The following is a 23881-nucleotide window of genomic DNA, read 5'->3' as shown; positions in this document are numbered from 1 at the left end:
GTAATAATTTTAAAAACTAATGATGTCTTCGAGATCTCCCTCGTCGCTATTTAAAAACTTGTCCATTTGCTGATAACTTACTTCTCCTGTTAATCCATAGTCAGAAGGTGTTAATGACTGAGGATTTCCGGCTTGCGTGATACAATGTGTAATCAGCTCTTTTAGACGGACCATATAAAGCACAGCAATTGATTCAATGGTAGAACTTTCAAAATGCCAGTTGCTGTAACTCCAGTTCAGAGAAAGCTGTCCGTTTTGTACCAGTCCGGTTACAGACAGCAATTCACGCATCGGATAACTGGCACTGATTTCCTGACCAGCAGATTCTTCTGCATAACTAAACACGCCCTCTGCACTGGTGATATTATCAAACTGACCGAGGTAATTAAAGATGATATTCCATGGCGCAGCATGCTGAAGCGCAGGTTCTCTGTTGATATATTTCAGCACGCCATAACCAATACCTTTATCAGGAACCTGGCGAAGTTGTTCTTTGATACTTTTAATCAGATTACCAGTATCATTACTTTCACTTTCATCAGTAGCCAATAATACCGGGTAAAGATTAGTGAACCATCCTACTGTACGGCTCGTATCCATATCAATTCCCAACTCTTCCCTTCCGTGGCCTTCCAGTCCGATGACTACCTGTTTTTCACCACTCCAACCGTTGATCGTCAGCGCCAGCGCTGTTAATAACAAGTCATTTATTCCCGTATTGTAAACCGTTGAAACTTCTTGTAATAACTGCTGGGTGAACACCGTATCCAACTGTATAGCGAACGAACCTGCGTCTTTTAACGTAACCATGGTTTCAGGAGTTTTATCCGTTGGCAAATAAGTAGCTGAGCGGGCCACCTCTTTCCAGTATGGCAATTGGGAGCGCAGCACTGAAGATTTTCCATACTGTACCAACTGGTTATGCCATTGTCTGTAAGAGCTGCTTTTTTCACCCAGGCTGATACTTTCTTTTTTCAACCCGGCTTCAAGTAAGCGTTCCATATCTTCCAGTAAAACACGCCACGACACGCCATCTACCGCAAGGTGGTGCACGACAAAAAGTAATCGGTTATAAGATTCGAAATCAGGGGTTTCCATCCAGACAAACTGGATCAGCGGGCCGTTAGTAATATTTAAGGAAGCCTGATAATTTTCACAGTTTTCAGTAATGGTTTCTTCCAATGCTGATTGAGCTACTACAGTCAGATCCTCATAACTCAGCTGTACATATTCATCGCTGTAAGTTTGAACCCATTCATTTTCATTCTTATGGTAAGAGAACCTGAGCGCATCATGATGTTCCTGTAATTGCTTCAGAATATCGGCTAGCATTTCCTGATCAATACGTTTGTCCAGGTTCAGTAATACACTCTGATTGAAATGATTGATCGCATTCTTATCGACCAGATCTTCTTCAAAGAACCATTGCTGGATCGGTGCAAGGCCTGCTGTTCCTTCAAGTTGCCCTTGTTCCCCTTTAACCAGCCCTGCTGTATTTTTACGCGCAATAGCAACAGTTGCCAGCTCCGCGATAGTCTGATGCATAAATACGTCTTTAGGTTTCAGGTTGCACCCTATCCATTTAGCACGGCTCACCACCTGTATGGTGATAATAGAGTCACCACCCAGTCTAAAGAAATTATCATGTATACCTACTTTGCCAATGCCCAGCAATTCCTGCCAGATACCTGCTAATCCGGCTTCGGTTTCATTACGTGGGGCAACATAAGATGTTGTATCAATTTCGCCATCAGCAACAGGCTGAGGCAAAGCTTTACGGTTTACTTTTCCGTTCGCTGTCAGTGGAATAGCTGCTAATTCCACCCATAATGCAGGTACCATATAAACTGGTAAACGCGATTTCAGGTATTCTTCTAAAAGCTGCCTGTCAAACACACCTGATGGTACAATATAGGCCACTAAACGTTTATGACCATGATCATCCGGATTCACGATCACTACCACCTGATTAACCAGTTCGTTTTGCAGTAACACCGTTTCTATTTCTCCCAGTTCGATACGGTAACCTCTGATTTTCACCTGTTCATCCGTTCTTCCCAGGTATTCAATATTTCCATCTGGCAACCAGCGTGTCAAATCTCCGGTACGGTATAATCTTTCTCCGGCTATAAACGGATGCGCAACAAACTTTTCTTTCGTCAATTCTGGTAAATTCAGATAACCTCTTGCCAGCTGTGTACCGCTGATACAAAGTTCACCCGGTGTCCCTATAGCAACAGGTGCCAGATTAGCATCAAGGATATAAGCTTTGGTATTTGATATAGGTTTACCGATAAATGGCAGCGTATCATTTATAGCTGCCGATAAAGTATAATTAGTAGCGACTACTGTATTTTCTGTTGGCCCGTAGTTATTGACCAGTGCATACGATAAATGGGTTACATCTACAGGTGGTAAACGGTCTCCTCCTGTGAGCAGATATTGCAGTGCATTATTTTGCTGCTGCAAGGCATCAACTATTTCTTTGACCAGACCTGTGGCCACAAAACTATGCGTGATACCAGCTGAACTATAATGTTTGGCAACTTCTTCCGGAGACAGGCGCAAGTCATCATCTAAAAGGTGTATAGTACTTCCGGCACACAAATAAGGCCATATTTCCCAGCCAAAAGCATCAAATCCGATACTTGCCATGGCAGTCGCTTTACTTTCAGCAGTGACTTCATAAGCGCCGATATGCCAGTTCACCAGATTCACCACACCCTGATGTTCTACCATTACTCCTTTGGGACGACCGGTTGATCCCGAAGTATAAATTACATAGGCAAGCTGATTTGGAAGAATTTCCAGATTGGACACTACCTCATTCGTATTCCAGATCGCATCCAGTTCCTCAATCAGCAGCAGTTTTGCATCTTCTTTATAGCATAACGCTGCGTATTTATGATTCGTGATGACCAGGCTGCTGTTACAATCTGCTAACATATAAGCAATACGATCCTGCGGATAACCGGCATCAACAGGTACATAAGCACCTCCTGCTTTCAGAATACTCAGAATACTGATAATCAGCTCCGGACTTCTGTCCAGACAAACCGGGATCAGCTGTTCTGCATGAACTCCTTTATCTTTCAGGTTCTGTGCCAGCTGGTCAGATTTTCTGTCCAGTTCTCCATAAGTCAGGCCGATATTTTCAGCTACCAATGCGATTGCATCAGGATTATTTAATGCTTGTTTTTTGAAAAGAGATACTAATGATTCAGTTGTTTCAACCGGATAATTGACCGGTGCAGTTGCAAAGTCTGCTAATACTTGCTGCGTTTCTATTGCAGTCAGGAAGTTAATGCCATTAATCTGCTGTTTAGGTTCAGTTAGAATTGCTTGCAATAACTGCTCATAATGTCCTGCCATCCGGGCGATAGTAGTTGCATGGAACAAGTCCGTACAATATTCTATACTCAGGTCAAGCCCATCTTCGTTTTCTTTCAGTACAAAAGTGAGCTCAAATTTTGAAGAAGTATGTTCAGTTTCTTCTACGGATAAGACCATATCCCCCAATTTCACTTCAGCTTCTTCCGGTGTATTCTGCAATACAAACATCACCTGGAATACTGGTGTCCTGCTGATATCCCTGTTTTCAACTACCGCATCTACCACCTTTTCAAAAGGTGTATCCTGGTAAGTATATCCTTCTAAAAGGGTTTCTTTAACCTGTTTCAACAAATCATTAAATGCAGGTTCTCCACTTAAATTGGTACGTATAGCAAGGGTATTGATAAAGAACCCAATCAGTCCTTCCACCTCTTCCTGCTTTCTGCCTGCTACAGGTATACCCACAGCGATATCGTCCTGACCACTATATCTGTACAGCAATACTTTAAATGCAGCCAGTAAAGTCATAAACAAAGTCGTGCCCTGCTGCTGGCTGAACTGTAACAATTGCTTGCTTAATTCAGTATCCAGTTTAAAGTCGGCCATTGCACCATTTGTACTTTGTACAGCTGGCCTGGTGAAATCAACTGGCAGATCCAATACAGTGGTATCAGCCAATTGTGTAGTCCAGTAATCCAGTTGTTTGGTCAAGACAGTGCCCTGTAAATAATTGCGCTGCCACATCGCATAATCCGCGTATTGCAGTGGCATTGGCAACAATGGCGTTTCACGTTTTGCTACATGCGCATTATATAATTCAGTCAGTTCTTTGACAAGAATGCCTTCAGACCAGCCATCAGATGCAATATGGTGCGTCACAAGGACTAACAAATGATCGGTTTCACTGCGCGTAACCAATCCTGCTCTCAACATATGGTCCGCAGACAAATCAAAAGGAGCCTGTATAAACGATTGAATAGCCGTAGTGAAATCTCCGGATTCCGGCTCAATCGCAGACAACTGCCACTGATCCTGTTCCAGTATCAATTGATAAGCACTATTATCTTCTTCAGACCAGTGGATTACACTTCTTAATACTTCATGTCTGTTCACAATTTGCTGAATAGCATATTGCAGACTTTCTCTGTTCAATTCGCCCTGTAATTTAAATACACCCGGTATGTGGTAATGAACGGTACCTTCCAACCTGTCAATGAACCATAAACGTTCCTGACTAAAGGAAAGCGGAATATGCTGCGGACGTATCTGTGCAGTTACTGGTGGTAATAAATCAGCAGGGTGCTGTGCCAATAGAAAATCTGCCTGACCAGCAATAGTCGGATAAACAAATATATCTTTCACAACCAGTTCTGCTTTCAGCCTGCTGCGGATCAGCGCAAGTAACCTGATTGCCAGCAGTGAATGCCCGCCACGCTCAAAGAAATTATCATGGATACCAACCTCTGTGGTTTCCAAAAGCTCTTCCCAGATCGTAACCAGTGTTTGTTCTGTTTCATTGCGCGGAGCTGCATATAAATTATTCACTAATAACGCGGCAGATGGATCAGGCAATAATTTCCGGTCCACTTTTCCATTCGCTGTTAATGGCAGCTGCTCCAATTCTACCAGTACAGGTACCATGTATTCAGGTAGTTTTTGCAGCAGATATTGACGTATTAAATCCTTATCCGCAGCCGCGCCTGTGATATAGCCAATCAGATTTCCTGATTTCACAACCACAACTGCCGCTGTCACCTGCTCATGCTGTAGCAATACTTTTTCTATTTCTCCCAGCTCGATACGATAACCGCGGATTTTCACCTGGTCATCAATACGTCCTAAGTATTCAATAGTTCCGTCTGCCAGCCAGCGTCCAAGATCTCCTGTTTTGTACATTCTCTCACCCTGTAGATTAGTCACAAACTTCTCTGCGGTCAGCTCTGCACGGTTCAGATAACCACGGGATACTCCTACCCCGGTTACACAAATTTCTCCGGGAATTCCCAGTGCACATAAGCGTCCGGATTTATCCAATATGGAAATATGCAGGTTCTGTACCGGCTTACCTAAAGGCACGCTGTTACCCACTGGTGTTTCATGCATTACAAAATGCGTAATATCATCTGACGCTTCCGTTGGCCCGTAAGCATTCACGACCGGAATATTTCCATAAAGAGGATGGCTGAACCATTGCTCCAGCAAAGGTTGGTTCACTGCTTCACCAGTGACCAGTAAATACTGTAGTTTTTCCAGTTTCACTTCCAGCTCTTCCTGCAATAATGCCCTCAGGTAAGAAGGCACCAATTCAAGAATGGTAATTTCATCTTCAGCAACCTGCTCAATGAAAGAAACCGGTTGTAAAATCAGTACATCATCATAGATAACAGTGCGTCCGCCACACAATAGCGCGGCGAACATCTGCCATACAGAAATATCAAAAGTATAAGATGCAGTATAAGCCAGCACAGATGCTGCATTTAACTGCAAGTCATTTACTTTGGCAAATAAGTGATTCAGCATACCATCATGTTCTACCAGTACCCCTTTAGGTGTACCTGTAGATCCGGAAGTATAAATCACATAAGATAAATCTTGCGGTGCTGCGATTGTTGCCAGATTAGTAACCGGGTATTGTTTCAGCATTCCCCTGTCCACATCCATTAAAATTAATGTAGCAGTAGTAGCCGGTATCACATTACTCACCGTACTGTTACTGATCACAATCGTTGCCTTCGCATCTTCCAGCAAATAACTGATCCTGTGCGGCGGATAATTAGTGTCCACAGGAATATAAGCTGCACCTGCTTTCATGACCCCCAGAATAGAAATAATCATTTCTGGTGAACGGGTAATGCATACCGGCACCAGGATATCTGGTTTAGCTCCTAAAGTTATCAAATGATAAGCCAGCTGATTCGCCTGCTCATTCAGCTGCTGATAAGTTATAGTATCATTTTCATACACCAGTGCAACCGCATCAGGTGTATTTGCTGCTTGTTTCTCAAACAGGCTTACAAATGTTTCATCCTGAGGATAAGCAACCAATGGCCCCTGCCCTATTTGTTGTAATGTATTTTCTTCTTCCTGCGTCAGCATCACCAGTGCTGCAATATCCTGTGATGGTGTTTCCACCACAGACTTTAACAACTGCTGATAATGTCTGCCCATGCGGGCAATCGTCTCTTCTGCAAAAATGTCTGTGCAATAATCTATGCTTAACTGTAGTACGCCTGCTTCTTCTGCAAGGGTAAAAGTTAAATCGAACTGCGCCACTACATGCTCATTTTCAACCGCTGAAATAGCAATTTCATGGAAACCATCAGCACTGGCCGCAACCGTATCCTGCATTACAAAGAGCACCTGGAACAGTGGGCTTCTGCTTAAGTCCCTGGTTTTCACTACTGCCTCTACTATTTTTTCGAAAGGCATATCCTGATGTTCGTATCCATCCAGCAATGTTGTTTTAACGCGCTGTAACAAATTCGCAAAAGAAGGATTTCCACTCAGATCAGTATTGATCGCCAGGGTATTGACAAAGAAACCGATCAGTTCTTCGACTTCCTGTTGTCTTCTGCCTGCTACCGGAGTACCTACACAAATATTATCCTGACCACTATAGCGGTGCAGTAAAACCTGGAAAGAAGCAAACAAAGTCATAAATAAAGTAGCCGACTGCTGATTACCTAATGCATGCAAACTGGTTGTTAGCTCTTCTCCTATTTCAAAACGCAATACAGCACCATTTGTACTTTGAACAGCTGGCCTTGGATAATCTGCCGGAATTTCCAGCGGTTCCAAACCTGCAAGCTGTTTTTCCCAATAAGCTTGTTGCTGTGCTAAAACTTCTCCGGTCAGATAAGCTCTTTCCCATAGCGCATAATCCGCGTATTGTATGGGTAAAGGAGATAAAGAAACTACTTGTTTGGTGATATAAGCATTGTAAAATACCGTAATTTCATTCACCAGCAGAGATACAGACCAGCCGTCAGCAGAGATATGGTGCATCACTATCGCCAGCATATATTCATCCTCCGCTAAAGTGGCTAATCCAGCTCTTAGCATATGATCGGCTGCCAGGTTAAAAGGACGGTCAATAAAGTCAACAATCGCTGATTCTGCTATTTCTTCCAGTCTCCATAAATCTGAAGGCAGTACCTGCTGCTCAACCATTCCGCCATATGGAGCTTGCAGCACTATTGTTCTTAAGATCTCATGACGGTTAATTACTTGTTGTATCGCATCTTGTAAAGCTTCTTTATTCACTTTGCCCTGCATTTTCAGTACCGCAGGAATATGGTAATGTGTACTACCTTCCAGCTGATCAATGAACCATAAACGCTCCTGTCCAAAGGACAGCGGTATACGTTCCGGCTTAGGCTGAACGGTGATTGCCGGTAATAAAATCCGGTCTGATGATTTGTCTGCATAAGCCGCCAATGCTGCAATAGTTGCATGAGCAAACAGCTCTTTCACCTGCATTTCTACTTTCAGATCTCTGCGCAACGCACCCAATAACCTGATAGCCAGCAGAGAATGTCCTCCCAGTTCAAAGAAGTTATCATAGATACCAATACGCGGCACTGCTAACAATTGCTGCCAGATCGCTGCAATTTTCACTTCGGTAGCAGTTCGCGGTGCGATATATTCATGTTCAGATAATGCACCGGCCTGCGGGTCCGGCAATTCTTTACGGTTTACTTTTCCGTTGGATGTCAGCGGAATTTCTTCCATCAATACCCAGATTGCAGGTACCATATATTCCGGTAATCTATCACCAAGCCAATTTTGTACAGCTTCTTTATCGAATCCTTTTTCTGGTACTACATAAGCAACCAGTTGTTTATCACCCGAATGACCAGTTCTTGCCAGCACCACACTATTGCTCACCAATCCGCTCTGCTGTAAAGCGCTTTCAATTTCTCCAAGCTCAATACGGAAACCACGGATTTTCACCTGGTCATCAATACGGCCCAGGTATTCAATATTTCCATCCGGATACCATCTTGCCAAGTCACCTGTGCGGTATAATCTTTCGCCCGCGGCAAATGGATTGGCGATAAATCTTTCCGCTGTCAATTCTTCTCTGTTCAGATATCCTCTGGCAACACCAGCACCACTGATATAGAGTTCTCCCGGCACACCTATCGGTACAAGGTTTTGTTGTCCGTCCAGAATATAAGCGCTTAATGTTGGTATAGTTTTACCGATAATACTCGCACTGCTATTCAAATGCTCCTCATCAAGTAACTGATAGGTAACATGCACCGTTGTTTCGGTAATACCGTACATATTAATCAGCAGGCAATCTGTATAAGCCTCTCTCCATGGTTTCAGTTTTCCAGGATTCAATGCTTCTCCACCAAAAATCACATAACGTACAGAGATTGTATCGGTATAACTAGTCAGGTAATCCTGCAACACATAAAATGAAGATGGAGTCTGGTTCAGCACAGTCACTTTTTCTTCGACTAATAATTTCGCAAACAAAGTGGTATCACGGGATATATGCTTAGGTACAATGACCAGACGGCCACCATAAAACAGTGCGCCATACATCTCCCAAACTGAGAAGTCAAAGCAGAACGAGTGGAACATGGTCCAGACATCCGATTCATTAAAATCATATAACGGTGATTCCGTTTCAAATAACCTGACCACATTCACATGTTCAATCAGCACGCCTTTAGGACGGCCTGTAGAACCAGATGTATAAATTACATAGGCCAGATTATCAGGATTCACCTTAACCATTACCGGCGAAACTGGATATTGGCTGATCAGCTCCTGATTGGTGTCCATTTGAACCAGCTGACGAATGCTGCTGATAGATTTTAGCGCTTCACTATCCGTACTATTGCTGATCACAATGGCTGCTGCCGTATCTTCCACCATATATTGAATACGGTCTTGTGGATAAGCAGGGTCCATTGGTACATAAGCACCACCTGCTTTTAACACCCCTAATAAAGCGACGATCATGTCCAGTCCATTGCTCATGCAAACCGGCACCAGCATTTCTTTAGTCAGACCGATCTCACATAAGTAGTGTCCCAACTGATTAGAGCGTTCCTGCAATTGACGGTAAGTCAAATGACTGGTTTCATAACTTACTGCAATCGCATCAGGCGTTTTGATCGCCTGCGCTTCAAAAAGCGATATGATAGTTTCTTCCTGAGGATAACCTGCTGGTACACCTGTAAAAACTTGTAATAATTGAGTAGATTCCTGTACTGGAAGGATTTCACTTTCACGCACTAATCCTGTATAATTATCCAGGTAAGCCCGAATGATATTATTGAAATATTCAAGTAGTTCGCTCAGTTTCTTACCTGATTTCAGCTTTTTACGTAAAATATATTGAATACTAAACGTATCTCCAGTGGTATTGACTGTACAATCCAGGTAAGTATTGGTGAGCTCATAACCTGCAATAGCTAACTCCTCTTCTGTAGACTCTTCCGCAATAGTTTCTGCAATCCCCGCATCCAGTTTATTGTAAACATGGAAGTTGATATAATTGAATAAGGCATCAAAGAATGGATTATCATGAGACGACTGTTCTCCGGTAGCCTTTGTAATCTCAAAAAGGCTGGTTCTGTCACGTTCTTTCAGCGACAACAACTTCGCTTCTATAGCCTCAAAATAGCTGCTCCACGTCAACTCTTCAGCAGAGATTTTTAACCTGAAAGGGTTCGTATTCAGGAAACAGCCCAATAGCTGATCCGCATCTTCAACCAACGGCCTGTTATTGGTCACTAAACCTACAGTAAGCTCATCTTCCTGAGTAAGCAGGTTCAGCGCATATGCATAAGCACCCATTGCCAAACCTTTCAGCGAGATATTGTCCCGTTTAGTTCTTTCTTTCAATAAGGCAACCAGATCTGCATCAAACTGATGGTTTAAGACCTGGAAGTCATTTTCTGCTGTAAAAATATCAAGACGTTTGTAGTCTTCCAGTTCATTTTTCCAGAACTGTAGCTGGTCATCGCTATTTTTTGCGATCAGACTTTCAATGATAAAATCCTTATAAGAACATTTCAATAAGGGCAATACAACCTGCTCCGGCTCACGGATCAGTTGATTACATAAATTGAAGAGTTCTGTATTCAGCGAAGCCAGGCTCCATCCATCCAGAATAGCATGGTGAAACTGGAAAGCAAGAATGTTCTGATCTTGCTGAGTAAACACAGCTGCTCTCCATAAAGGTGCTTTTTCAGGAATAAAAGGAGTAGCTCTTTCTTCTTCCAGATATAATTCCACAGCACTTTTTACAGCGTCGCCTTTTAAATCTTTGATGTCAAATGATGGAATGACTACATCAATAGTTTTATGGACCAGCTGAAGATCATTTCCATCTGCATCCAGTTTGAAAGCAGTTCTTAAAATACTATGTTTCGCGGCTAACAGTTCATACGCGCTTTTCAATATGCCTGCATCGAAATTTACCGGAACAGGACATACAAACTGATCATGATACAATGCTTCCTTCGGATTTAACAGCGAAACATAAATCATCCCGCGTTCAATATCACTCATCGGATAAACATCTTCGATCTCTGCTGCATTTTTCAGTTTCGGCAGTATCGTATTTTTCAATTCCGCTATTTCTGCTGTAATCTGATCATACAATACCCCGCTGTTTAATAAAGCAGACTTGCTATCTACAACCGTTCCCAGTTGTGCAACCGTAGCAGCTTTATAAACTTCAAATACCTTAACTTCTTTATTAAATAGTTGCTTGATCTTACTAACCACCCTGATGATACTGATTGAATCTCCACCCAGTTCAAAGAAATTATCATGAATACCAATGCGTTCTACCCCCAGCAGTTCCTGCCAGATTGAGCTTAGTTTTTCTTCTGTTTCATTGCGTGCTGCCTCATAAACAGTGCTCAATGATTTATCCACCTCCGGCTCTGGTAACGCTTTACGGTTCACTTTTCCATTGGATGTCAACGGAATATCTTCCATCGTTACCCAGATAGCAGGCACCATATATTCCGGTAAACGGGTACCCAGCCAGTTCTGGACCGCTTCTTTACTAAATGCCGCTTCTGGTACCACGTAACCTACCAATTGTTTATCGCCCGAATGACCTGTTCTTGCTAAGACTACGCTATTGCTCACCAGACCACTTTCCTGTAAACAGCTTTCAATTTCTCCAAGCTCGATACGGAAACCACGGATTTTCACCTGGTCATCAATACGGCCCAGGTATTCAATATTTCCATCCGGATACCATCTTGCCAAATCTCCTGTACGGTATAATCTTTCTCCTGCTTCAAATGGATTGGCAATAAACCTTTCCGCAGATAATTCTTCCCTGTTCAGATATCCTCTGGCCACACCAGCACCACTGATATAGAGTTCTCCCGGAACACCAATTGGTACAGGATGTTGTTTTGCATCCAGAATATAGGCACTTAACGTTGGTATTGTTTTACCAATGATACTCGCGCTGCTGTTCAGGTGCTGGTCATCAAGCAACTGATAAGTAACATGCACTGTTGTTTCAGTAATACCATACATATTAATCAGTGAACAGTCCTGATAAGCTTCCTTCCACGGTCTGAGTTTTCCCGGATTCAATGCTTCTCCGCCAAAAATCACATAACGTACTGCTATAGTATCTGTATAAGTAACCAGGTAATCCTGCAACACATAAAATGAAGATGGAGTCTGGTTCAGCACAGTCACTTTTTCTTTAACCAGTAATTCCGCAAACAAGGTAATATCACGGGAAATATGTTTAGGTACCATGACTAAACGGCCACCATAAAACAGCGCACCATACATTTCCCAAACCGAGAAGTCAAAGCAGAACGAGTGGAACATTGTCCATACGTCCTGTGCATTGAAATCATATAGCGGCGTTTCCGTTTCAAATAATCTGACCACATTTCTGTGCTCGATCAATACCCCTTTAGGACGGCCTGTAGAACCAGAAGTATAAATTACATAAGCCAGGTTTTCTGCATTTACTGTTACAGGTACCTTTTCAGTTGAATATTTACTGATCATTTCAAAATCAGTATCCATTTCAACCAGTACACGAATTGCATCAATAGTTTTTAAAACATTACTATCAACGCTGTTACTGATCACAATAGCTGCTGCGGTATCTTCTACCATATATTGAATACGGTCTTCTGGATAAGCAGGGTCCATTGGTACATAAACACCACCAGCTTTTAATACACCCAGGATGGCTACGATCATATCCAACCCGTTGCTCATACAAAGCGGTACCAGCGTTTCTTTCACCACACCTATACTGGACAGATAATGTCCAAGCTGGTTAGAACGTTCGTGCAGCTGACGGTAAGTCAAATGATCAGCTTCATAACTTACAGCAATGGCGTCCGGCGTTTGGAGCGCCTGTGCTTCAAAAAGTGAGATTATAGTTTCTTCTTTAGGATAATCTGCCTGTACACCTGTAAAGGTTTCCAGCAATGTATATTTCTCTGGTGCAGTTAATAAAGGTAATACACTGATCTGCTGTGCAGGAGTACTGGTCACTGCCTTTAACAATTGTTCAAAATGCCCGGCCATTCTGCTGATGGTTGCAGGTCTGAACAAATCTGTACAGTACTCAATGTTGAGGATTAACCCGTCTTCGCCCTCTTCCATATTGAAGATCAGGTCAAATTTTGCGGTAGTCAGCTCTACTTCATCTTCTGATAAAGTAAGGCCCGGCATAGCCCAACCCGCATGATCCGGTACGTTTTGTAAAACAAACATTACCTGGAACAATGGGCTGATGCTCATATCCCTGCTTTTCACTACCGTATCCACTACTTTTTCAAATGGTAATTCCTGATGCTCGTAAGCTTCCAGCAACGTAGTTTTTACCTGCTGCAATAATTCCGTGAAAGAAAGGTTTTCATTCAAACCCGCACGTATCGCGATCGTATTGATGAAGAAACCAACCAGTTCCTCCACTTCCTGGCGGCTTCTGCCTGCTACAGGAGTACCTACGCAAATATCTTCTTGTCCGGTATAACGGTATAATAACACTTGTAAAACAGACATCAGCGTCATAAACAAAGTAGTACCTTGTTGCTGACTTAATTCATTCAATGCTTTACTTAATTCCGGGTCTATGCTAAATGTCAGCATCGCGCCTTTTGTACTTTGTACTACTGGTCTGATAAAATCTGTAGGCAAAGCAAGTGGTTCAAGACCAGACAACTGCTGTTTCCAGTAATGTTGTAAAGATTCCAGGACCGCTCCTTTCAGATATTGACGCTGCCAGATTGCATAATCAGCGTATTGTACTTCGGGCAATGTCAATGCTGCCGTCGTATTTTCAAGGTAAGCAGTGTACAGCGCAGAAAGTTCACGGACTATGATAGCTGATGACCAGCCATCTGAAGCAATATGATGTATGGCTACAACCAACATATGTTCTTCTTTCCCAAGCTGAATCAATCCTGCCCGCAGCATATGATCTGCCGACAAGACAAATGGACGGTCAATAAATGCGCTGATCTGATTATGCAGCTCACCTTTAATGGTCAGCTCTTCCAGTTGCCATTGATCGGGTGCTAAAATATATTGGAAAGGAACCCCTTCTTTTTGTCTGATTACAGTTCTAAGCGCTTCATGGCGGTTAATGATCTGTTGCAAAGCATAACTTAATGCCTGCTTGCTGACGATCCCATTCAACCTGAATACAGCCGGAATATGATAATGCACACTTCCTTCCAGCTGATCGATAAACCATAAACGCTCCTGGCTATAAGATAAAGGGATAAGTTCTGGTCTGGTCTGAACGGTGATGCCAGCATTCAACTCAGTCACTTCTCTTTGCCTGATATAAGCAGCCAGTTCATGGATCGTTGGACGTATAAACACATCTTTAACCAGCAGTTCTGTCTGCATTTCTTTCCTGATTGCTGCAATCAGCCTGATCACTAATAAGGAGTGTCCGCCGCGTTCAAAGAAGTTATCGTAAATACCTGCCTGTGGTATCTCCAGCAAACGTTCCCAGATTTCAGCCAGTTGCTGCTCGCTCTGATCACGCGGTGCTGCATACTCTCTTAAGGTAGACGAAGCCACATCAGGCAATGCTTTTTTATCAATTTTACCATTGGCCGTCAATGGAAATACTTCCATCATAAAAATCACCGGCACCATGTATTCCGGTAATCTTTCTTTCAGGTATTCAGCCAGTTCTTCTCTGTCAGCTCCTTCTTCCGGAACAACATATCCGATTAATCGCTTAATACCGCTTTCGTCTGCTTTAGCGACTACTACCGCCTGCGTTACCAAAGGATGATCCTGCAATACACTTTCTATTTCTCCAAGCTCAATACGGAAACCACGGATCTTCACCTGGTCATCCATACGGCCCAGATATTCCATATTTCCATCAGGTAACCATCTTCCAAGGTCACCTGTTTTGTACATTCTTTCACCGGCATATAGTGGGTCTTCTACAAATTTCTCTGCGGTCAGGTCAGGGCGTTTCAGATAACCACGGGCTACCCCGATACCGGCTACACAGATTTCACCCGGTATGCCTATCGGACATTGCTGCCCCGCACTATCCAATACATATAACCTTAGATTTTGTATCGGTACACCCACTGGAATATTTACTGCATCCGGCGTATCACTCATGAAGTAAAAACTTACATCATCAGAAGCCTCTGTAGGGCCATAAGCATTGACTACCTGTATAGATTTGAAACGTGGATGTGCAAACCATAACGCCAATAACTGACGTGTCACTGCCTCTCCGGTAACTAACAGGTATTGTAATGCACTTAAAGTCACCTCTGTCTCTTCCTGCAATACTGCATTCAAATAAGAAGGCACTAACTGAAGCAGTGTTACCTCTTGCTGATCAACTGTTCTGATCAGCGCATCCGGACGAAGAATCAGACTTTCCGGATAAATAATCGTGCAACCGCCACAAATCAGTGTATTCACCATTTGCCATACAGAAATATCAAAAGTATAAGGTGCGGTAAAGGCCAGAATAGTTTTTTCATTCATCGTGAACTCATCCACCATGGCCAGCAAGTGGTTAAATAAACCAGCATGTTCAACCAGTACACCTTTTGGCTTTCCTGTAGATCCTGAAGTATATAACACATAAGCCAGATCTCCGGGAGTGGTAATGATTTCTGGTGAATCCACCGGCTGACTTTGCAATATTTCAAGGTCATGCGCCAATGCAATTACGGTAACTTTCAAATCTGAAGGTAAAACGGCCTGGCTCACAGGATCAGCAATCACGACAGTTGCCTCACAATCTGCCAGCATATAGCTGATCCTGTCTTGTGGATATTTTGGATCAACCGGAACATAGGCTCCTCCTGCTTTCCAAATGCCTACAACTGCAACGATCATATCCAGTCCTCTATGCATACAAATAGGGACCATACTATCTCGTTTCACCCCTTTAGTCCTTAAATAATGTGCAAGCTGATTGGCGCGCGCATTTAATTCTGCAAAGCTCAGCACTTCTTCTTCAAATCTTAATGCTGGTGCATCGGGCGTATTTTTCACCTGCGTCTGGAAAGCATGGACAAAAGTCAGCTCATCCGAATACGTAATAAGCTGGCCGCTGGAAATCCTCGCCAGCTCTTTTTCTTCCTGTTCAGTCAGGATATTCAGCCCTCCTGTTCTTTGTTCAGGATTAGCTACGATGGCTTTTAACAACTGGTTATAATGACCAGCCATTTTTTGGATGGTTGCTGCACTAAACAGATCTGTACCATATTCAATACCTAATAACAACTCCTCTCCTTTTGGAACGACGGTAAAGACTAAATCAAATTTAGCTGTGGTTTCTTCCAGATCCGTAGTAGTCAGAGACAAATCTCCCAATTCGAATACAACCTCATCCGGCATATTTTGTAATACAAACATGGCCTGGAACAAGGGGTGTCTGCTCAGATCTCTGGTTGTGGCCACTGCCTCCACAATCTTTTCGAATGGCATATCCTGGTAATCATAGCCTTCCAGCAATGTCCCTTTGACCTGCTGTAATAAGTCTGTAAACACAGGATTGTCACTTAGATCGCTTCTTACAGCTAATGTATTGACGAAGAATCCAATCAGGTTTTCTTCTTCCTGCTGTTTCCTTCCTGCCAGTGGCGTACCTACACAGATATCTGTCTGACCACTATAGCGGTATAACAAGACCTTAAATGCAGCCATCATAGTGATAAACAGCGTAGCACCCTGCGCTTGAGTTAAGGCATTCAGCTGAGCAGTCAGTTCTTTGTCTAAAGTGAACCCTAATAACGCACCATTGGTACTTTGAACAGCTGGCCTTGGATAATCCGTTGCTAAATTAAGTGGTGATAATCCAGATAATTTATTGATCCAATATTGTTTTTGCTGTTTCAGTACCTCACCAGTTACGTATGCTTTTTGCCATAATGCATAATCAGCATATTGTATAGGTAAAGGCTGTAACTGATGTGCCCTGTTTTCTATATAAGCCCCATATAATCCGGATAGTTCCCTGGCCAGAATAGCTACCGACCAACCATCAGAAGCAATATGGTGCATTGTGATCAGCAGCGTATATTCATCATTTGCATTGTTAATTAAACCTGCACGTAACGAATGGTCCTCAGCCAGGTTGAAAGGCTGATGAGCTAAGTCATGAATTCCGTCAGTGGTATCCACCCTCTTAAGCGTCCACTGATCAGCAGCTAAAATATGCTGATAAGCAACTCCTTCTTCTTCTCTGATGACAGTTCTTAATACCTCATGTCTGTTGACAATCGTTTGTAATGCATATTGTAAAGCTTCACGGTTTACTTTTCCTTTGATATTAAGTACCGTAGAAATGTGATAATGTGTACTTCCTTCCAGGCGGTCAATAAACCATAAACGTTCCTGACTAAATGATAATGGAATATGTGCAGGTCTGAGCTGAGGAGTAAGCGCTGGTAATAACACGCTATTTTCCTTTTGCCGGATGTGTACGGCTAATGCAGCAATAGTCCGGTGGATAAAAATATCCTTCACCGCAAGTTCTACCTGCAATTGTTTACGAATAGCTGCAATTAACCGGATAGCAAGCAGCGAATGTCCTCCCAATTCAAAGAAATCATCATTTACACCTGCCCTTTCTATCGCCAGTAAATCTTCCCAGATCACCGCCAGTACTTGCTCAGTTGGATTTCCCGGTGCAACGTACGCTTTCTTTCTAAGCAGCGCTCCTACAGGATCTGGCAATGCTTTTCTATCTACTTTTCCACTGGTTGACATTGGAAAAACTTCCAATTCTACCACTAATGGGATCATATATTCAGGAAGGATCTGCTTCAGATAAGCAGTCAGCTCTTCTCTGTCATAATTTTCGGCAGGAATAATATATCCTACCAATTGCTTATTTCCGTCACCATTTACTTTAGCCAGCACTACTGATTCTCTAACCAGTTTGCTTTGCTGTATCACGGCTGCAATTTCCCCTAATTCAATCCGGTAACCTCTGATTTTTACCTGATCATCTGTTCTTCCCAGGTATTCAATATTCCCATCTGGTAACCAGCGTGCCAGATCACCACTACGGTAAAGCCTGCCATGCTGCATAAAAGGATCAGTAATGAATTTCTCAGCAGTTAACTCAGTCCGGTTAAAATAACCTCTGGCTACCTGAACTCCACCTATATGTAACTCTCCCGGTACACCTACTGGCACCAGTTGTCCTGATTCATCTAAAATATGGATAGAGACATTGGCTATCGGTTTTCCAATAACCACTCTGCCTTTTTCCTTAACCGGGTCATCAGATAAAGTTGCACAAACTGTATTTTCTGTTGGCCCGTAAGCATTCACTAAACGGATACCATAAGACTGAATTTTACGTGCTGCTTCACTATTCAGTGCTTCTCCTGCCGATACAATAGTTTTAACCGAAACAGGTATATTATCCTTAATGACATTCAGATAAGATGGAGGCAGCGTAACTACTTCAACCCCGTAATCGTTCATAAATTTGCTGAAACGATCCGCCGACAAGATATCTTCCTTTTCCGGAATTACTAAACATCCACCAGTTAACAGGGTATTGAAAAGTTCATAACAAGAGGCATCAAACCCGAAGGATGCAAACTGTAATGTTCTCATACCCGGTGCTAAACGTAATGCCTTCGCCTGACTTGAAGCCAGGTTCACGACCCCGCCATGTTCCACAAGTACTCCCTTTGGAGTTCCGGTCGAACCAGAAGTATAAATCATATAGGCCAGGTTATGCGGCCATAATGAAGTTTTTATTTTTGTGCTTTTTTTATGCAAACCGGAAATAGCCGCATAGTCAAGTATAGTAATATCAAGTTGTTTCTCTGCTGAAATTTCCTGCAAAGCTTCCGCAAATGCAGCATTAGTCAAACACCAGTTGCTGCTGATATCTTCCAGCATAAATTTCACTCTTTCTGCCGGATATTGCGTATCGACTGGTACATAAGCAGCACCTGCTTTCAATATACCCATGATCCCGATAATCATTTCAAGACCTCTGTCCAGATAAATTGGTACCAGTGAATCTTCTTTGACGCCTTTATCCCTCAGATAATGTCCGAGCTGATTGGATAATTTATCCAGCTCCAGGTAACTTACCTGTGTTTGCTGATACCAAATCGCAGCAGCATCTGGTGTTGCGTTCACATTTGCTGTAAAAATATCCAGAATAGTCCTGTTTCTGGCTATCTTGTTTACCGGCTGATTAAATTGATGCAGTAATTGATGTTCCTCTTCCGTAGTCAGCAGTTTAAGCTGACCAATTGGTAAGGCAGGTGATCCGGTAGCTGCTTCCAGTAACTGAATATAATGTTCAGCCATTCTTGCAATCGTATCAAGCTCAAACAGATCTGTACAATATTCTATGCCTAATGTCAAGCCGTCTTTCTTTTCTGTAACGATGAAAGAAAGATCGAATTTAGCAATGCTATGCTCTACACTTTCTGTCGTTGCGGTAATCCCTTCCAGTTTGATACTGGACAGATCCATCGCATCCTGTAACAGGAACATCACCTGGAAAACAGGGCTTCTGCTGATATCCCAGTTTTCTCCTGCTACTTTCACCACCTCATCAAAAGGCAGATCCTGATGCTCGTAACTTTCCAGCAATGTCTCCTTCACCATTTGCAATAATCCGGTGAAAGAAAGTGATCCGTTAACCTGATTACGTATCGCAAGTGTATTGACAAAAAAGCCAATCATGTTTTCCACTTCCTGTTGCTTTCTTCCGGCAAGCGGCGTACCTACGCAGATATCTTCCTGATTGGTATACCGGTACAATAATGCCTGGCATACAGACATCAGTGTCATAAACAACGTGACGTTCTGTTCTTTATTGAAATGATTCAGTTTTTGCAATAAACCATTCCCGATTTCAACTTCAAGTATCGCTCCTTTTTTACTTTGAACAGGCGGCCTGATCAAATCTGTAGCCAGGTTTAGTGGCTCTATTCCGGAAAGCTGCTTTCTCCAGTAATCCTGCTCTGCCTGCAAAACTCTTCCGGTCATATAATTCCTTTGCCAGATCGCATAATCTGCATATTGCAAAGAAGGCTGAGGAAGAAGGCTGTTTTGATGACCTGCATGATGATTGTACAGGGCAGACAATTCACTGATTATAATTGGGGCAGACCAGCCATCCGCAGCAATATGATGAATGGTAATAGCTAATATATGTTCGTCTGTTCCGACCGGAATGATACCTGCACGCAGCATGTAGTCGGCAGAAAGATCAAAAGGACGATACATGAATGCTGTGATTGCAGCTTGCAGATCTTCCTCTGCTTTAATGTCTTCGGTTTTCCAGTAATCCGCAGATTGCACCTGCTGATAGCCGGTTCCGTCCTGCTCACCGATTACGGTTCTGAGTATTTCATGACGGCTTACGATATCTTTTAAAGCAAGCTGTAAAGCTTCGGTATTCAGCTTACCTTTTAATTTTAAGACTAATGGGATATGGTAATGACTGCTTCCTTCCAATTGGTCGATAAACCATAAACCTTCCTGGCTAAAGGACAATGGCATGCCAGCAGTCCGGGGTTGCGGAGTAATGGTGAGCTGTGTTCCTTTTTCCTGCTGTGCTATATGAGCGGCCAGCGCTGCAATAGTTGGATAAAGGAATAACTTTTTCATGGTGATGACCACTTGTAATTCCTTCGTAATCGCTGCAATTAATCGCATCCCAAGTAACGAATGCCCACCCAACTCAAAGAAACTATCAAAAACACCAATTGGTGATACTTGTAACAATTGCTGCCATTGTGCCGCCAGAAATTCTTCCGTTTGATCACGTGGTGCAACATATTCAGTCGTAATTACCGCTTCGGCAGTTGCATCAGGTAATGCTTTTTTATCTATTTTTCCATTCGCACTTAATGGTAATTGTTCCAGCTCTACGAGTGCAGGAATCATATAAGCAGGAAGCTTTTCCTTCAGGTAATCGAGTACTGCATCTTTATCATAACCAGTCGCAGGCACGATATATCCCAGTAAACGTTTGTTTCCGGTCACCTCTTCTTTTGCGATCACTACAGACTGGCTGATCAAACCTGACTGCTGTAAAGCATGTTCAATTTCTCCAAGTTCAATACGGTATCCCCTGATTTTAACCTGATCATCTATACGTCCCAGGTATTCAATCGTACCATCTGGCAACCAGCGGCCTAAATCACCAGTACGGTACATCCGCTGCGCAGGATCTGTACTAAATGGGTCTTTAATAAATTTTTCATTTGTCAATTCCGGTCTGCCGAGATATCCTCTTGAAACACCAATACCTGCTACACAGATTTCACCGGGAATACCCATTGGCGTTAACTGCATTGCTTCATCAAAAATGTAAATCCGCAGGTTCCTTACTGGTTTCCCCAGGGGGACGTTGATATTCAGTGGAGTATCATACATGATATGGTGCGTGATATCATCCGATGCTTCTGTAGGGCCATAAGCATTGACTACCGGGATATTTGCATAATACTTATGGCTGAACCACAAGCTTAATACATGCTGATTTACAGCCTCTCCTGTAACCATCAGATAACGCAGTTTTTCCAGCGGGATATCCATGTCTTCCTGCAATACAGCAGCCAGATAAGAAGGCACCAGTTCCAGAATAGTAATCTGGTCGTGTGCTACAGCACCGATCAGTGCCGATGGTTTATAAATCAGTTCATCCGTATAAATTACAGTGCGCCCGCCACATAAAAGCGCAGCAAACATCTGCCATACCGAAATATCAAATGTATAAGATGCGGTAAAAGCCAATACCGTTTCTGCGTCCATTTGCAGATCCTCAATCTTAGCAAATAAGTGATTGATCATTCCGGCATGCTCTACCATTACCCCTTTCGGTTTACCCGTAGATCCGGAGGTATAAATCACATAACATAAATCTTTGCCTTCAGGGATAACCGCAGGATGATCCGCAGGTTGCCCTGCAAAAACTGAAGAACCTTCTTCAATCGTAATTACCTGAATCTGACCAGTAATCTGCGCTTTTGTTTCTTTGCTGCAAATCATCAGTTCAGCAGAGGTATCTTCCAGAATATAATTTATTCTTTCTGCCGGATAAGAGGTATCAACAGGTACATAAGCAGCGCCCGCTTTCATAATACCTATGATCGCAATCAGCATCTCAATGGAACGTTCTATACAAATTGGAATTATCGTATCCCTTTTTATACCAAGACCATGTAGATAATGAGACAACTGATTTGAACGCTCTTGCAGTTGTTTATAAGTTAATTCAGTTCCTTCCAGTACAATTGCAACCGCATCCGGTCTGAGCGTTGCCTGTTCATCCAGCAATTCAGTTAACATTTTTGGATCAGCTGCAAAAGAAGATGCTGGTGAATGACTCAGTGATTTCAGTAATTCGAATTCTTTCCCCGGCAGCGTATTGATCTCTGAAATATCGCTATCCAGCATATAATCAAACTGATCTAACATGAAAAGAATACGCTCCGCCAATAATCCGACCTCTTTTTTGTCAAAATACTGAACCTGAAAGTCCATTCTTAATTGCAGTGGCTGCTGCTGACCATAGTCATACCAGAACATCTCCATTGGAAAAGGTAAATGACCGCTGGGCACATTGTTCGCTGTACCAGTCAGGCCATCGCCAAAGTCCAGCTGAAAATCCATTGGCGCATAATTCACTACAATTTCAATCAATGCATCTTCTACCGAATTGATTTTAAAGTGTCTGCTCAGATCACCTATCAGGTAATTCTGATTGCGATAGTCTTCTCTTTGTGAAGCCGCAATTGATTTTAATAAATCTATAACTTTCGTTCCCGGAACACAGCTTCCCAAGAATGGGATTACACCAGTAAACATTCCAGGAATAACGCGCAGTTGTTTCGTTCTTCTGCGGTGTAAGGGTATACCAAAAACAAATTCGGACTGATCTTGTATACTGCTAAAATAGATCATCAATGCTGCAAGAGTCAGCTGCTGTATAGAAGCCTTGGTTTTCAACTGTAATGCTTCCAGCTTGCTTCTTTCTGCTGCTGTGAACTCCATAATGAAGGTATCACATTTCGTATTCCATTTCTCATCAGTAGCATACCTGCTGCTCAGTACATGTGAAGGTCTTTTCGCCAGTTTGTTTTTCCAGTAGTCACCCTCAGCCGCATAGGCATCAGCACTATAATAAGCAGAAGCCCTTGCTGCCTCTTCTATATAGGAAGGATGTTTAAAAACAACTTCTTCACCGGTCATCAATGACTTGTATTTTTTAGCGACATACTGATTTAATCCTGAAAGGCCGTAGCCATCAGTAATCAGATGATGCAGTTTAAAATAATAAAGATGTTCCTGATCTGTAATACTGATCAGGTATTGTTCGGTCAGGATATTTTCCTTTTTCACTTCAAAAGGTATAGCCATGCGTTCTTTTATCCACTGCTCAATTTCTACCCGCTTATTTTCCCCTTCTTCAAAGATGAGTTCAGGTAACTCAAATTTCTGGTAGGTGTCATCTATGTAAATAACAGGTACCGGATCATTGAGATCAAATCTCATTTTCAGCGCATCAAAAACTTCTAAGGCAGAATTAACGGCTATGATAAATTTTTCTTTATCCAGGGAGCCGGTTAATCTGATATAACCTCCCACATTGTAATATGGAGCTTCTGTATTGATCAATTGATCTATATACACATCTTGTTGTGCAGGGTGTAGCGGAAAAGTATGCAGTGACATAATTATTGTTTTTTAAGGTTGTGGACGTAGTTTTAGATGAGCAGCGGAAATCCAATTCTTAAATTGTAATTTCAGTTTTCATAGTAGTTTTAAATTATCACAAATGCTTTAATAGATTGCTCCAAAGTAAATAGTGAATATTAATTTATTGATAACTATTGATTATGATTAACCTTAAAAAAGATCAATTTATAGTTAAAAACATTCGCATTTTTACAGTTTGGGCTTTGAGGAAGAGAGGTCATTATATTTATTTTTATCTGCCAGCCGGGATCTGGCAAAATAGAGTGAGCGTTATTTTAATTCTTTAAGGCTTAATTTCAATTACGCCTTACATCGATACAACGAACTGATA

Annotated in this window: 1 protein-coding gene; it reads right to left on the bottom strand. The window is 42.4% G+C overall.

What is annotated here, in order from left to right; genetic code table 11:
- Positions 1-9: 9 nt before the first annotated feature.
- On the bottom strand, positions 10-23526 hold the full coding sequence (locus HDE70_RS04670; protein ID WP_183888315.1) for a non-ribosomal peptide synthase/polyketide synthase: 23517 nt from the start codon (positions 23524-23526) through the stop codon (positions 10-12).
- Positions 23527-23881: the final 355 nt, after the last annotated feature.

The organism is Pedobacter cryoconitis (genome assembly GCF_014200595.1).
Classification (GTDB): domain Bacteria; phylum Bacteroidota; class Bacteroidia; order Sphingobacteriales; family Sphingobacteriaceae; genus Pedobacter; species Pedobacter cryoconitis_C.
The sequence above is the reverse complement of the archived record's forward strand: the minus strand, read 5'-3'. Positions and strand labels throughout refer to the sequence as shown.